Raw genomic sequence first — 13,291 nt, forward strand, 5'->3', positions numbered from 1 at the left:
CCGAGGGGTCATGCGCACAGCCGAAGGGAGTAAAGATGAAGCGAGGAATAGTAGGCCTGGCACTCTCCGGGCTCCTGGCCGTCACCGCGCTGGGAGGAACGGCACATGCCGCCGAAAGCAAGAGTGCGGCACGCAGCGTGAGCGTGTACCTCACCAACGACACGGACTGCGACTGGACCTTGACCAGCCAAAGCATTCCGCACGGCGAGTGGACGGTCCATCCTCCGAGCAAAATCCTGAAGAACACCAAGAACAACCACATGCGCACCGAATCCAACGGAATCGCGACCGGGACCGAGGCCCGGGTCACGTACAGGACGTACAACTGCAAGACGAAATCGGCCGATGACAAGCAGATCGCCTTCCACTGGGACAACCCGTATTCCGGGACCAACAGCTACGATTTCATCGGCACGAACCGGGCCTTCGGGACGAACTATTCAGGGGGTAGCGGTGACGTCGCCACGGTCTACCCCAAGGTCTGGATCCAACCGACGCACTAGTGCCGCATCGGCCGGCTTTCGCTCCTCACCACTGACGGCCGGCCCGATACGGCGCTAGGCCGGCGGGGAGTCCGCCGGGGCGCGGTGGTCGAAGGCGATCAGCGGATCGCCGGTGAGCGGGTGTTCGACCACCGCGGCCCGGACTCCGAAGACCTCGGCGAGCAGTTCGGCGGTCAGCACCTCGCGCGGCGCCCCGGAGGCCACCAGGGCGCCGCGGTGCAGTACGTGGAGCCGGTCGCAGACCGAGGCGGCGGCGTTGAGGTCGTGCAGGGCGACCAGGGTGGTGCGGCGCTGTTCCCGCAGCAGGGCGAGGAGTTCGACCTGGTGGCGGACGTCCAGGTGGTTGGTCGGCTCGTCCAGGACCAGGACGTCCGGCTGCTGGGCGAGCGCGCGGGCGAGCAGCACCCGCTGCCTTTCGCCGCCGGACAGCTGGGAGAACCGGCGCTCGGCGGCGGCGGCCATGCCGACCCGGACGAGCGCCTCGGCGGTGATCCGGTGGTCCTCGGCGTCGTCGGCCGCGAACGCCCGCTTGTACGGGGTGCGGCCCATCGCGACCACCTCTCGGACGCTCAACTCGAAGTCCCCGCCGCGTTCCTGGGGCAGAGCGCCGATGTGCCGGGCGGACTGCGCGGGCCTCAGCCCGGCCAGGTCCCGCCCGGCCAGCACCACCCGCCCGGCGCTCGGCCGCAGGTGCCGGTAGACGGTGCGCAACAGGCTGGACTTCCCACTGCCGTTGGGGCCGACCAGCCCGGCGATCTCCCCCTCCTCGGCCATCAGGTGGACCCCGGCCAGCACCGTCCGGCCGGCCAGGGCGACACTCAAGTCCTCGACGGCGATCCTCACTTGTGCTCCAGTCGTCGGTCCAGCAGGTAGAGCAGGGTGGGGGCGCCGAGCACGGCGGTCACCACGCCGATCGGCAGTTCCTGACCGTCCAGGGCGGTGCGGGCCACGGTGTCGACCACGACCAGCAGGAGCGCCCCGGTGAGCGCGGACAGCGGCAGCAGCCGCCGGTGGTCACCGCCGAGGAGCAGCCGGCAGACGTGGGGCACCATGAGCCCGACGAAGCCGATCGCACCGGAGACGGCCACCAGCACCCCGGTGAGCACGCTGGTGACGACGAAGACCTCGCGGCGCAGCCGGGGGACGTCCACGCCGAGCCCAGCGGCCGTCTCGTCGCCCATCAGCATCGCGTTGAGCCCCCGGGCGCGGGCCTGGAGCAGGGCCAGTCCGAGCGCCACGGCGAGCGCTGGGAGGGCGAGTTGGGCCCAGACGGCGCCGCCGAGGCTGCCCATCAGCCAGAACAGCACGCCCCGGGTCTGCTGTTCGTCGCGGGTCTGTAGCACGAGGTAGCTGGTGATGCCGCCGAGGAACTGGGCGATGCCGATACCGGCCAGCACCAGCCGCAGCGGGGAGAAGCCTCCGCCGCGCCGGGCCATCAGCCAGACCAGGGAGAACGCGGCGAGCGCGCCGGTGAAGGCCGCCAGGGAGACGGTGAGGCCGAGCGCACTGCCGAAGGAGAGCTGGAGGCCGAGGGTGGTGCCGAGGACGATGGTGGCGACCGCCCCGAGGGAGGCGCCGGAGGAGATGCCGAGCAGGTAGGGGTCGGCGAGCGGGTTGCGGACCAGCGCCTGTACGGCGGTGCCGACCAGGCCGAGCCCGGCGCCCACCACGGCCGCCAACAGGGCGCGGGGCACGCGTAGTTGCCAGACGATGAGGTCCCGGGTGCCGGGTTCGGGGGCCCGCCCGGTGAGGTGGCGGGCGACCACCGACCAGACCTCGCCGGGCGGGATGTCCACCGAGCCGAGCGAGACGGCGGCGGTGAGCGCGAGCAGCAGGGCGACGGCGAGCGCGACGGCCAGCGGCCCGGCCCGCAGGGTGCGGGCCGGGCGGCTGCGGTCGCGTGCCTCGGCGGCGTGGGCGGCCGAAGTCACGGTCTACTGGCCGTTCTTGACGAGGTCGGGGTGGATGGTGGCGGCGATCTGCCGGACGGCGTCGGCGTTGCGCACGCCCGCGATGGTGGTCACCTCGGAGCCGAGCCGGACGAAGTGCCCCTCCTGGACGGCCTTCAGGCCCTGGGTCGCGGGGAAGCTCCGCAGGAACGCCTCGGCGTCGTCGAAGGCCTTGCGGGTGGCCTCCTCGCTGCCCCGGTTGCGCACGGCCAGCTGGATCCAGTCCGGGTTCTTCGCGACGACGTCCTCCCAGGAGCCGGGCTTGAAGTCGGCGTCGCAGTCGGCGAACACGTTGCGGGCCCCGGCCAGGGTGATGACGGCGTTGGCGACCTGCCGCCCGCAGACGGCGGTCGGCTGCTTCGTCCCGGCGTCGAAGTCGAAGACGAAGTAGCCGGGCCGCTGTGCCTCCGGGACGCCGGAGAGCGCGGTGCGGACCTCGCCGATCCGCTGTTCCATCCCGGTGACGAGTTCCTCGGCGCGGGCGGCGGTGCCGGTGACGGCGCCGAGGCGGCGGAGGTCGTCCTCGACCCCGGCGAGGTCGGTGCGCGGCGCCTTGGCGGCCTTCGGGGTGCCGGCGCAGGCGGTGGACAGCAGGAACACGTGCTGGATGCCGGCCGCCGCGAGCTCCTCCTCGCTGGGCCCGGTGGCGCCGCCGCCCATCATCGGCATCGCACCGAAGGTGTCGACGTAGAGGTCGGCACCGGAGCCGAGCAGCTTCTCCTTGGGGATGGTCTTGTCGCCGAGCGCCGGCACCCTGGCGCCCTGCTCGGCCAGAGCGGCGGGCAGGGTGCCCTTGCCCGGCGGGAAGCCGGTGCCCACCACCCGGTCGCCCGCGCCGAGTTGGAGCAGCATCTCCAGGCTCGCCGCGTTGCTGGTGACGATCTTCTGCGGGGCCTTGGCGATGGTGGTCTCCCGGCCCGTGCAGTCGGCGACCTTGACGGGGTATCCGCCGGTCGGGGCCGCCTGGGCGGTGGCATCGGTGCTCCGTCCGCCCCCGCCGCCGCTTCCGCAGGCCGTGGCGAACAGGGCGACGGCGGCCGCGATACCGCAGACAACGCGAGGGCGCATGACAACTCTCCTGGTGGGTGATCGTGCTGGCGGCCCGCGCTGCGGACCCGGACCAGGTAGTCGGGCCGCGACGGCGGCGGGTTCCCGGGGATTCACGGGCATCGTGGGCCGCCGCCGTCGGCCGCCACCGGCCAGGCGGCGCGTAGGGTGGCCGGATGGCCGAACCCACCGCCCCGCGCGACGACCTCGACCTGCCCGTACGGCTCGGGGCGCGGCCGCCGCGCCGGGTGGTCTCGCTGGTGCCCTCGCTGACCGAGGCGGTCGCGGTCACCGCGCCCGGCCTGCTGGTCGGCGCCACCGCCTGGTGCAGCCACCCCGCCGAACTGTCCGTCACCCGGATCGGCGGCACCAAGAACCCGGACGTACCGGGCATCCTGGCGCTCGAACCGGACCTCGTCCTCGCCAACGACGAGGAGAACCGCCGCCCCGACCTGGACGCGCTGCGGGCGGCCGGGGTGCCGGTCTGGGTCACCGACATCCGCACCCTGGAGGACGCGTTCCGCTCGCTGGACCGGCTACTGACCGTCGCCTGCGGGCTGCCGCGCCCGGACTGGCTGGACGAGGCGGAGGCGGCCTGGCGCGACATCGGGCCGGCGAACGGGCCGAGCGCGAACGTTCCGAGCACGGACGTTCCGGGCGCGAACGGGCCCGTGACGGATGGGCTAGTGACGGACGGGCCGGTGGCGGACGGCGCGCAGGCGGTCGCGCCGGTGCGGGCGATCGTGCCGATCTGGCGCCGTCCGTGGATGGTGCTCGGCCGTGACACCTTCGCCGGGGACCTGCTGCGCCGTCTGGGCCTGCGGCTCGTCCACGCCGAGCACCCCGAGCGCTACCCGGCCATTCCGCTGCCCGAACTTCTGGCCTGCGGTGCGGAGTTGGTGGTGCTGCCGGACGAGCCGTACCGGTTCACCGCCGAGGACGGGCCGGAGGCGTTCCCGGGCGTCCCGGTCGCGCTGGTCAGTGGACGGCACCTGACCTGGTACGGACCGTCCCTGGTGGAGGCCCCGGCAGTGCTGCGACACGCGATTGACCACCCGTTCGTCCAGGGGTAAACGATCACACCGTAGGATGACCGCCACTCGCCGGGCTCACCGGTGACGAGTGGGGGGACCACGGATGAAGCTGAGCACGACCCGGCGGACACTGCTGCTGGTGTCAGCCGCGGCCGTCTCGACCGCCGTCCTGGCGGGCTGCGGCACCGAACACGCCGACGGTCACCAGAACGCGGCGGCGAGCGCCACACCCGTGGCGGCGTCCGCCACCTCGGACGACCCGGCGAGCGCGAGCCCGTCCGCGAGCACCGCCCCGACGCCGAGCAGCCCGGCACCGACGAGCCCCGGCGCCTCCCCCAGCCCGAGCGCCACCGCGAGCAGGTCGGTGAGGCCCACGCCCAGCACCGCCCCGGCCGGCACACCGGCAAGCAGCGCCAAGGCGGCCCCCGGTAACGCTCCCACCACCCAGCCGCCGGTCGCCAAGCCCGTCATCGCGGCACCGGTGCCGACCGCCAAGCCCGGCGCGGTCGCCCTCCCGCCGCCGCCCGCGCCGCCGGCCCCGCACGTACCGCCGCTTCAGAGCGGCTGCCAGCCGAGCAAGCCGCAGCCCGACGAGCCCAAGGAGGCCGTCGCGGCGGCGCTCACCACGGCGGCCGGCCAGCCGCGGGTGCTCAGCCTCAGTGCCGGCGGCACCGACAAGCTCCCGCCGCTGCCGGTCAACCTGGTCAAGGCGATCGCCTGGCAGGAGAGCGGCTGGCAGTCCGGCATCCTGGCCTGCGACGGCGGTATCGGCACCATGCAGGTCATGCCGAACACCGTCAGCTGGATGAACGGCAAGTTCGGCACCACCTCCGACGCCAGGACCCTCACCGGGAACGTCCAGCTCGGCACCCAACTGCTCGACTGGCTGGTCGCCTACTACGGCGACTCCTCCTTCGGCGGCAAGTACGACCTCTCCCCCGACCCGGCCACCGGCAAGACCCCGCTGCTGGACCTGGTCATCTCCGCGTACAACGCGGGCGCGGGCAACGTGCACTACAACACCGTCACCGACCCGACCACCGGCGAGGTCGTCGGCAGCCTGGTCATCCCCAACCCGCAGTACGTGGCCAACGTGAAGGCGCTGATGTCCAGCCAGCCGTGGAACAAGGCGGGCTGACGACACCCCGCCGGCCTCCGCGAACGACGCAGGGCCCGGGACGCGAGTGCGTCCCGGGCCCTGCGGCCTCGTGCCGGCCGGTCGGACGTCAGCCGCGCGCGGCGGTGACGGCGGCGCCCAGCGCCTCCTTGATCCGGGGGCCGAGCCGGGCGAAGCCCAGCTCCTTCATGGCCGCCCGCAGCAGCTCCTCGTTGCTCCGCTTCGTACCGTCGCCGTCCACCCACCGGACGACGGCGAGCAGTTCGTCGGCCGAGTAGGCGGTCACGGGGCGGCCGGGGGTGAAGTCCGGCTTCGCGGGACGGCCGATGGAGGCCTCCTCGACGGGCACCTCGACGGGCGCCTCGGCGGCGGGGGCTTCCTCGACGGGCTCCGCAACGGCCTCGGGCTCGACGGCCGGCTCCTCGACCTGGACGGCCGGGGCTTCCTCGGCGACCGGCTCGACGACCTCGGCCCCGACCTCGGCGGCCGACTCCTCGGCTACGAGCGCCTCCGGCTCGGCAACCGGCTGCTCAGTCTCAGCAGCAGGCTCCTCGACGGCCACGGCCTCGGGCTCGGGCTCGACCTCGGCAACCTCGGCTGCGGACTCCTCGACCTCAACCACCGGAGCCTCGGGCTCGACCTCAGCCGCCTCCGCCGACGCGTCCTCGACGACGTCGGCCTCGGCAGCGGGCTCCTCGGCCTCGACGACCGGAGCCTCAACAACCTCGACGACCGACTCCGCAACGGCGACGGCCTCAGGCTCAACCTCCACGACCTCCGCCGACACGTCCTCGACGACGTCGACCTCGGCAACGGGCTCCACGACCTCAACCACCGGAGCCTCAACAACCTCGGCCACCGGCTCGACCTCAGCCGCCTCCACCGGCACGTCCTCGACGACGTCGACCTCGGCAGCAGGCTCCACGACCTCAACCACCGGAGCCTCAACAACCTCGGCCACCGGCTCGACCTCAGCCGCCTCCACCGACGCGCCCTCGACGACGTCGACCTCAGCAGCGGGCTCCACGACCTCAACCACCGCGGCTTCGTCCGCAGCAACGGCCTCGGCCAGCGCAGCGCTCGCGGTGGCCACCAGGTCGTCGGCGGCCGGGGAGGGTGCGGGGAGGGAGACCACGGCGGCCGGGGCGTCCTCCGCCGGCTCCACCGCGGCCGGCTCGGCCTCGGCGGAGTCCGCGTCCGAACCCGGCGCCGCCTCGACGGTCTCCTCGGCAGCGGACTCAGCCTCGGTCTCAACCTCAACCTCAACCTCGGCCTCAACCTCGGCGGCCGGCTCCTCCACCGGAGCCGGCACCTCCTCCACCAGCCCGTCCCGCTGGCCGCCCGCCAGCGCCTGACGGGCAGCGGCCTCAGCAGCGGCCTCCTCGGCATCGGAGGCCTCGGCGACGGCCGGCTCCTCGGCCCCCGCGAGCCCGTCCCGCTGCCCGCCGGCCAGCGCCTGGCGGGCCGTGAAGGCGGCCTCGGCGGCGCGGCGGTCGGCCTTGGCGGCGGCGAGCTCGGTGAGCAGGTCGCCGAGGCCAGCGTCCTCCAGGCCGGTGCGCAGGCCGCGGATGGTGGGGAGGCGGTAGAGGGTGCCCTCGTCGGCGGCGAGCCGCTCGACCAGGTCGATCAGTTCGGCGAAGGCGAGCCCGTCCAGGTCGTGCTCGGGCAGAAGCCGGTCGAGGCCGCGCAGGCCGGTGTTGATCCCCTCGAAGGCCTGCGCGGTGCGCTCGACCAGGGCGCCGTCGGCGGGCACGGTCGGGAGGGTGCCGGAGGGAGCGAGGGCGGCCCAGGCCCGGCGCTCGATCTCGGCGGAGGTGAGGGCCTCGTGCAGGTCCTCGCGGCGGACCTTGCGGTCGGTGGCCAGGGCCGCGGCCTGTTTGCGCAGCGAGCGGCCGCGGAGCCAGGAGAGCTTGACGCCGTTCTCGCGGCGCCAGGTGCTGTCGGCGGTGGCGGCGGCGAGGGCGACGAGGTCCGCGTCGTACGCGGCGGTGGTGAGGGTGGCGGACGTGCGGTGCACCCGGTGGAGCATCTCGACCAGCAGCGCGGTCTTGGCGACGGTGTCGGGCTCGTCGAGCTTGGCCTCGGCGGCCAGCGCGGTCACGGCTTCCCACGTCTGCTGGAGGTCGCAACCCCGCAGTTCGGCGAGCGCGGTGGAGGCGGCGCGGGCGTCCTCGGGGGTGGCGACGGTGTCGACGGCCGCGTACCAGGCGTGGGTGTCGGCGCTGAGCGTGAAGGCCCCGAGTTCGGCGTAGCGGCCGAGGTCCTCGCGGAGGTCGGGCTCCGCGGCGGCGTCCTGGGGGTCCTTGACGTCTGCGGCGTCGGCGACATCCGCCGGGTCGGCTGCGTCGGCGTTGCGCGAGTGAAGCACTGTCATGTGAGGTCCGGTTCTGGGCGACGACGGCGGGGCTGGCGGCGAGGGGGCGGCGGACCGGTTGCGCGGGGTGCCCCGGGCCGGGGCCGGGGGGCGCGCGGTCGGGCCGCCGGTTGTGGAGGCCCAGAATACGGGTGCCCGTTCGAGCCTTGCACGCACCCACCGCCGCGGCGGGCCGGTGTCGTGTGCCATACCGCCCGCCTGGCCGCTACTCGGGAGGGCCACCCGGGTGGTCTTGCGCTGGTCCGGACGGGTGGCGGGGGTGCTCCGTCCGGGGTGGGCGGGGCCGCCGCAGCCGGTCGAGCGGGACGTGACGGGTGGGGCGGGCGGGCCGGCCGAGCGGCGGCCGGTACCCGGCCCGGCTGAGGGTGGTCAGGTCAACCGGTGCGAGGTACTCGTGGAGCGCGGTGCGGTGCCACCACGCGCCGGTTTCCCGCAGTTCGCGCCATCCGGTGAACCGGTAGAGGTAGAGGGTCGCCCGGACGTGGGTCGGCGGGGTGTCGGGGAAGGGGTTGTGGCGCAGCAGTCGCAGGGTGGCCCGGTCGCCGGCCAGCAGGCGGGCGACGAAGGGCAGGAACCAGGGGTGGGCGTAGGTGGGCGAGATGCCGGCGAACCACATCAGCCAGTCGAGCCGCAGGTGGTAGGGGGCGTACTGGCGCGGAAGACGGCGCACGTCGCCGGGTTTGCCCTTGAAGCCGTACTCGCGCCAGACGGTGTGGGGGGTGAGGAGGGCCTCGTCGGTGCCCTCGACCACGACCTCCTGGCGCAGTCGGCTGATGCTGCCGAAGGCGCCGTAGGTGTTGACGAGGTGCAGCCGGTTGAAGGAGCGGTTCATCACCTGGCCGCGGGAGACCAGGTTGCGCACCGGCCAGTAGCTGAGGACGACGATGAGGACGGTGAGCGCGATCACCAGCACCTGGTACCAGACGGGGGCTCCGGGGCGGGTGCGGGTGTGGACGGGCAGGCCGAGGCGGGCCGGTTCGACGGCGGCGAGGGCGAGGACGATGGTCAGCCAGTTGAGCCAGGCGAAGTTGCCGGAGGCCACCAGCCACAGCTGGGTGGCGACGACGGCGCAGGCCGCGTAGGTCGCGACCGGCTGTGGGAGCAACAGGCAGACCGGTACGACGAGTTGGACGAAATGATTGGCCGCGACCTCGGCCCGGTGCACCGGGTCGGGCAGGTGGTGGAAGAACCAGCTGAGCGGTCCGGGCATGGGCTGGGTCTCGTGGTGGTAGCGCAGGCAGGTCAGGTCGCGCCAGCAACGGTCGCCGCGCAGTTTGATCAGTCCGGCGCCGAACTCGACCCGGAAGAGGAGCCAGCGCAGCAGCCACAGCACCAGGGTCGGCGGGGCGGTGTCGGCGTTGCCCAGGAAGGCGGCGAGGAAGCCCGCTTCGAGCAGCAGGGACTCCCAGCCGAAGGAGTACCAGGTCTGCCCGACGTTGACGATGGAGAGGTAGAGGACCCAGAGCACCGCCCAGAGGAGGATCGACGCCCACAGCGGGACGGCGTCGCCGAGCCCGGCGGCGACGGCGGCGGCCAGGGCGGCTCCGCTCCACGCGACGGCGGCGAAGAAGCGGTCGCTGTAGTGGAGGTGGAAGATGCCGGGCGCCCGGCGGAACGGGACGCGGGCGGTGAAGCGGGGCACCGGCAGCATGCCGTCGGCGCCGATGAGGGCGCGGAACTGTGCGGCGGCGGCCAGGAATCCGATCAGGTAGAGGCCGGCGAGCAGGCGTTGGACGAGCAGCCGGCTCAGCCAGTAGTCGGGGGCGGCGAACCAGTCCATGCGGCCCATGCCTACCATCGGCGGCCGCCGGTCGGGCCCGGCCGGGGCGCGGGCGGCGGCCGGTTCACCCACTCGGCCCGGACGGACGAACGGACTGCGAACGGGCGAACGGGCGGCGGACGAACGCGCGGGCAATGGACGGGCGGCGGACGAACGCGCGGGCCGCGAAGTGCCGTGAACCGTACGGCCCCGGACGGCACCGCGGCGGGGAGCCTCTCCTCGGGGGTGAGAGGCGCCCCGCCACGGCGGTGGTCGGTACGGGTGGTGGTGCGGACGGGTGGAGCCGCGGTGCCGCGCACGGGCGGCGGGTCGGGGGTTCAGCTCGGCAGGACGAGTCCGGACCCGCCGGCGATGCCCGGACGGCCGGCCGAGGTGGCGGAGCCGTTCTGCTGGAGCCGGTCGACCAGGAGCGCGGCGAGGGTGCCGAGCTCCTCCTCGGTGCGGGACTGCGCGGTGACGTCCATGCCGACGGTGAGGACACCGTTGACCTGGCCGGTGCGCGCGGCGCGCAGCGGGGTGCAGGTGAAGCTGAAGATCTGCTGGATGCGCTGCGCCTCGGGGCGGCCTGACTGGATCCGGACGTTGTTGAGGACGGTGGTGCGGCCGGTGTGGTACGCCTCGGCGACGGCCTGCTGGAGGCCGGCCCCGCCGAGCTGCGGGTAGGCCGAGCCGATCGACCCGTACGCCACCGGAGCGCCGAAGGTGTCGGCGTGCTGGGCGTTGGCGTAGCGGATCTCCTGGCCGGGGCCGTCGGTGAGCATGATGGGGAACGGGGAGCCGTCGAAGGCGGCGAACATCTCCTGCTGCTGGGCGAGCAGGTTGTCGCGCAGCCGGATCTCGGAGAGCAGCGCCTCGGCGAGGTGCTGGATGTCGCGCAGCCGCTCGCGCCCCCACTGCCGGGGTTCCCGGTCGAGGACGCAGACGGTGCCGATGACGGTGTTGGTGTCGTCGACGAGGGGGGCGCCGAGGTAGGCCCGGACGCCGAGTTCGTCCACGACCGGGTTCCCGGCGAACCGGGGGTAGGCGAGGATGTCGTCCAGCGCGAGGGGTGAGCGCTGGGCGACCACATGCGGGCAAAAGCCGTGGCTCAACGGCATCTGCCGGGTGGGCAGGTCGAAGGCGATGCCCCGGTCCGCCCAGGAGGCGCCTTCTTCGACCGCCGCCTCGTTCGAGTTTGGCGGAATGTAGAGCCCCCGGAACATCTGGCGCTCGTCGTTGATGAAGTTGACCATCGCGATGGGAGCGCGGGTGATGCTGGCTGCCAGGTGGGCGAAGCGGTCGAAGGCCTCGTCCGCGGACGGTTCGTTGAGACCCAGGCTGCGCAGCCTGCGGGTCCGCTCGGACTCCCCGGCGGCACCCGGGAACTGGCCTTGAGTGCTCATCACATCAGTCATGGCGCACATGTAATCAGACATCCGGGCGTCACGGTGCGACCGGGACCGTTCGTAAGCCCTTGCTGATGAACAGTCAAAACGGCATGTGAGCGGCCGACTGCGGACGGTCCGAAGGGCCGACATCGATTCCCGGCCAGTCGTGGCTCGAAACCCCTCAGGAAAAGAACGGGTCGAATTCCGCCAATCCAAGATCGACTATGTGTGGAGTCGGTGTGCACATATGACAATGAGCCCTGCCGAAGACACGGACGGTAGTACCCGACCCCGGGAGACCCCGTTCCAAGGTCCGCATGCACCCGGTTGCAATGGGGCGATCGGCCGCCACACCTCCCCACCCCCACCGAATCCCCGGGGGGCGCGGCCGGAGCGGCATCGTCGGCGCGAACGGAGGCACGACACCCACCGAGGACGAGAGGACCAGAGCATGGCGATGGACTACTTCACCGATGAACGGCACGAGAGCCTCCGGGCGGAGGTCCGTGAGTTCGCGGAGAAGGAGGTACGTCCGCAGGTGGCCAGGATGGAGGCCGACCGGGAGATCGAGTTCGAGCTCTCGCGCGAGATCGCCCGCCGGGGCTGGATCGGCGTGACGATCCCGAAGGAGTTCGGCGGCCTGGGGCTCGGGCACCTCGCCAAGACCGTCATCGTGGAGGAACTGGCCCGGGTCAGCGGCGCGATGGGCGCGATGGCCCAGGCCTCGCAGCTCGGCGTCGCCAAGGTCATCCACTTCGGCTCGAACGCCCAGCGGCGCGAGTGGCTGCCGAGGTTCGCCTCCGGGGAGTCCCTGCCGACCATCGCGGTCACCGAGCCCGAGTCCGGCGGCCACGTGCTCGGCATGGCCGGCACCGCCCGCCGCGAGGGCGACGAGTACGTGCTCAACGGCCGCAAGGTGTTCGTCGGCAACTCGCACATCGGCGACGTCCACGGCGTGGTCTTCCGCACCGGCGAGGGCAGCCGGGGGCTCTCCGTCTTCCTGGTCGAGAGCGACCGGCCCGGCTTCCGCGCGGGCGACAGCGGCACCCAGGGCGGGCTGCACGGCTTCAGCTTCGGCGAACTCGTCTTCGAGGACTGCCGCGTGCCGGCGCGCAACCGGCTCGGCGAGGAGGGCCAGGGCCTCGACGTCGCCTACTCCTCCTCCACCCTGTACGGCCGGCTGAACCTCGGCGCCGTCGCGCTCGGCATCCACGTCGCCGTCGTGGAGGACACCGTCCGCTACGCCGAGGAGCGGGTGCTGTACGGCAAGCCGCTCAACCAGCTGAACAGCGTCGCGCTGAAGCTCGGCGAGATGCAGTCCCGGCTGATGACGGCCAAGCTGGCCGTCTACCACGCCTCGCACCTGCTCGACCTCGGCGAGCCCTGCGACGCCGAGCTGATGAACGCCAAGCTGATCAACACCGAGTACGCGATGGACTCGGCGCGCACCGCGATGGAGATCTTCGCCGCCCGCGGCACGCAGGAGGAGCACAACATCATCCGCTACCTGCGCGACGCCACCCACATCTACGCCCCCGCCGGCACCTCCGACGTCCAGAAGCTGCGGCTCGGGCAGGTGGCCTCCGGCACCTACGGCAAGCAGTGGTCGGCCGAGCTGTCCGACGTGGCGAGCTGGGCGTGGACCGAGCTCAACCAGCTGGAGGCCGAGGCGGCGGGGCGGAGGGGGCCGGGCGCGCAGGTGGTGCAGATGCCGCTGGCGGGCTGAACCCGTCCGGCCCGACGGGCCGACGGGCCGAAGCGCCGAAGCGCCGAAGCGGCCCGCGGGGCCAACGTGTCGAACGGCCGCCAACGTTCGGCCCGTCGATTGTTCGCCCTGCTCCTGACGGCTCTCCGGGAGGTCCCGCCGCCTCCCGGGGAGCCGTCTCCGCTTCGCGGCAACCGCGCTGAGCTGCGACGTTCCGTCAGCGAACACCCGCGTCCGAAAAGAGCGACGCCGCCATCGGCCGTTCACATATCGTCAGTTGATGTTGCGATGAGGGCACCCGGGACTGATAGGTTTCCTGCCGTCGGCGGCCGTGCAGCACCCCGTCCGGACGGTGACACCGCGTCACCGACTCCGGCAACCCCGGCCCCGGCGCCCTGAAGCCCGACCGGGCCTC

General features: G+C 73.0%; 11 protein-coding genes. 4 read left to right on the forward strand and 7 right to left on the reverse strand.

The window, feature by feature from the left end; genetic code table 11:
* Positions 1-35 precede the first annotated feature (35 nt).
* Complete coding sequence (locus tag RZ50_RS26485) at positions 36-503, forward strand: aegerolysin family protein (protein ID WP_196949656.1); 468 nt, start codon at positions 36-38, stop codon at positions 501-503.
* 54 nt (positions 504-557) lie between these two features.
* Here the strand turns inward: RZ50_RS26485 and RZ50_RS26490 are convergent, their stop codons facing one another.
* The 3 genes from RZ50_RS26490 to RZ50_RS26500 are packed head-to-tail and all read right to left on the reverse strand — an operon-like array spanning position 558 to position 3,520.
* The gene (locus RZ50_RS26490) at positions 558-1,346 is read right to left on the reverse strand and encodes an ABC transporter ATP-binding protein (RefSeq protein ID WP_196949657.1); all 789 of its coding nucleotides are present in this window, start codon (positions 1,344-1,346) and stop codon (positions 558-560) included.
* Positions 1,343-2,434 (reverse strand): iron ABC transporter permease, encoded by a 1,092-nt coding sequence (locus tag RZ50_RS26495; protein WP_308272303.1) that lies wholly within the window; start codon positions 2,432-2,434, stop codon positions 1,343-1,345. The genes RZ50_RS26490 and RZ50_RS26495 overlap by 4 nt, the downstream gene beginning before the upstream one ends.
* A 3-nt stretch (positions 2,435-2,437) precedes the next feature.
* Positions 2,438-3,520 (reverse strand): ABC transporter substrate-binding protein, encoded by a 1,083-nt coding sequence (locus RZ50_RS26500; protein WP_196949658.1) that lies wholly within the window; start codon positions 3,518-3,520, stop codon positions 2,438-2,440.
* Between the two features lie 155 nt (positions 3,521-3,675).
* Between RZ50_RS26500 and RZ50_RS26505 the strand changes: the two genes are divergently transcribed.
* A complete protein-coding gene (locus RZ50_RS26505; RefSeq protein ID WP_217680857.1) occupies positions 3,676-4,572 on the forward strand; it encodes a helical backbone metal receptor in 897 nt (298 codons plus the stop codon).
* 162 nt (positions 4,573-4,734) lie between these two features.
* Here RZ50_RS26505 and RZ50_RS26510 read toward each other — a convergent pair whose 3' ends face one another.
* On the reverse strand, positions 4,735-4,950 hold the full coding sequence (locus tag RZ50_RS26510) for a hypothetical protein (RefSeq protein WP_196949659.1): 216 nt from the start codon (positions 4,948-4,950) through the stop codon (positions 4,735-4,737).
* A gap of 64 nt (positions 4,951-5,014) precedes the next feature.
* Between RZ50_RS26510 and RZ50_RS29490 the strand changes: the two genes are divergently transcribed.
* On the forward strand, positions 5,015-5,671 hold the full coding sequence (locus RZ50_RS29490; RefSeq protein WP_196949660.1) for a lytic transglycosylase domain-containing protein: 657 nt from the start codon (positions 5,015-5,017) through the stop codon (positions 5,669-5,671).
* 88 nt (positions 5,672-5,759) lie between these two features.
* Here RZ50_RS29490 and RZ50_RS26520 read toward each other — a convergent pair whose 3' ends face one another.
* The 3 genes from RZ50_RS26520 to RZ50_RS26530 form a co-directional block, all read right to left on the reverse strand.
* The gene (locus RZ50_RS26520; protein ID WP_217680858.1) at positions 5,760-8,024 is read right to left on the reverse strand and encodes a hypothetical protein; all 2,265 of its coding nucleotides are present in this window, start codon (positions 8,022-8,024) and stop codon (positions 5,760-5,762) included.
* Positions 8,025-8,229: 205 nt separating this feature from the next.
* The gene (locus RZ50_RS26525; RefSeq protein WP_254803289.1) at positions 8,230-9,804 is read right to left on the reverse strand and encodes a lipase maturation factor family protein; all 1,575 of its coding nucleotides are present in this window, start codon (positions 9,802-9,804) and stop codon (positions 8,230-8,232) included.
* 317 nt (positions 9,805-10,121) lie between these two features.
* Positions 10,122-11,198: a GAF domain-containing protein gene (locus tag RZ50_RS26530; RefSeq protein ID WP_196949663.1), complete on the reverse strand. Its 1,077-nt coding sequence runs from the start codon at positions 11,196-11,198 to the stop codon at positions 10,122-10,124.
* A gap of 424 nt (positions 11,199-11,622) precedes the next feature.
* Here RZ50_RS26530 and RZ50_RS26535 point away from each other — a divergent pair, with 424 nt between their 5' ends.
* On the forward strand, positions 11,623-12,897 hold the full coding sequence (locus RZ50_RS26535; RefSeq protein ID WP_374199987.1) for an acyl-CoA dehydrogenase family protein: 1,275 nt from the start codon (positions 11,623-11,625) through the stop codon (positions 12,895-12,897).
* Positions 12,898-13,291 lie beyond the last annotated feature (394 nt).

It is taken from the genome of Kitasatospora sp. SUK 42 (assembly GCF_015776785.2).
GTDB lineage: Bacteria > Actinomycetota > Actinomycetes > Streptomycetales > Streptomycetaceae > Kitasatospora.

Bases quoted from the DNA above. Each gene is read 5' to 3' on its own strand.
- RZ50_RS26505 (WP_217680857.1), top strand. From the start codon at position 3,676: ATGGCCGAACCCACCGCCCCGCGCGACGACCTCGACCTGCCCGTACGG.
- RZ50_RS26485 (WP_196949656.1), top strand. From the start codon at position 36: ATGAAGCGAGGAATAGTAGGCCTGGCACTCTCCGGGCTCCTGGCCGTC.
- RZ50_RS26520 (WP_217680858.1), bottom strand. From the start codon at position 8,024: ATGACAGTGCTTCACTCGCGCAACGCCGACGCAGCCGACCCGGCGGAT.
- RZ50_RS26535 (WP_374199987.1), top strand. From the start codon at position 11,623: ATGGCGATGGACTACTTCACCGATGAACGGCACGAGAGCCTCCGGGCG.
- RZ50_RS26530 (WP_196949663.1), bottom strand. From the start codon at position 11,198: ATGACTGATGTGATGAGCACTCAAGGCCAGTTCCCGGGTGCCGCCGGG.
- RZ50_RS26500 (WP_196949658.1), bottom strand. From the start codon at position 3,520: ATGCGCCCTCGCGTTGTCTGCGGTATCGCGGCCGCCGTCGCCCTGTTC.
- RZ50_RS26525 (WP_254803289.1), bottom strand. From the start codon at position 9,804: ATGGACTGGTTCGCCGCCCCCGACTACTGGCTGAGCCGGCTGCTCGTC.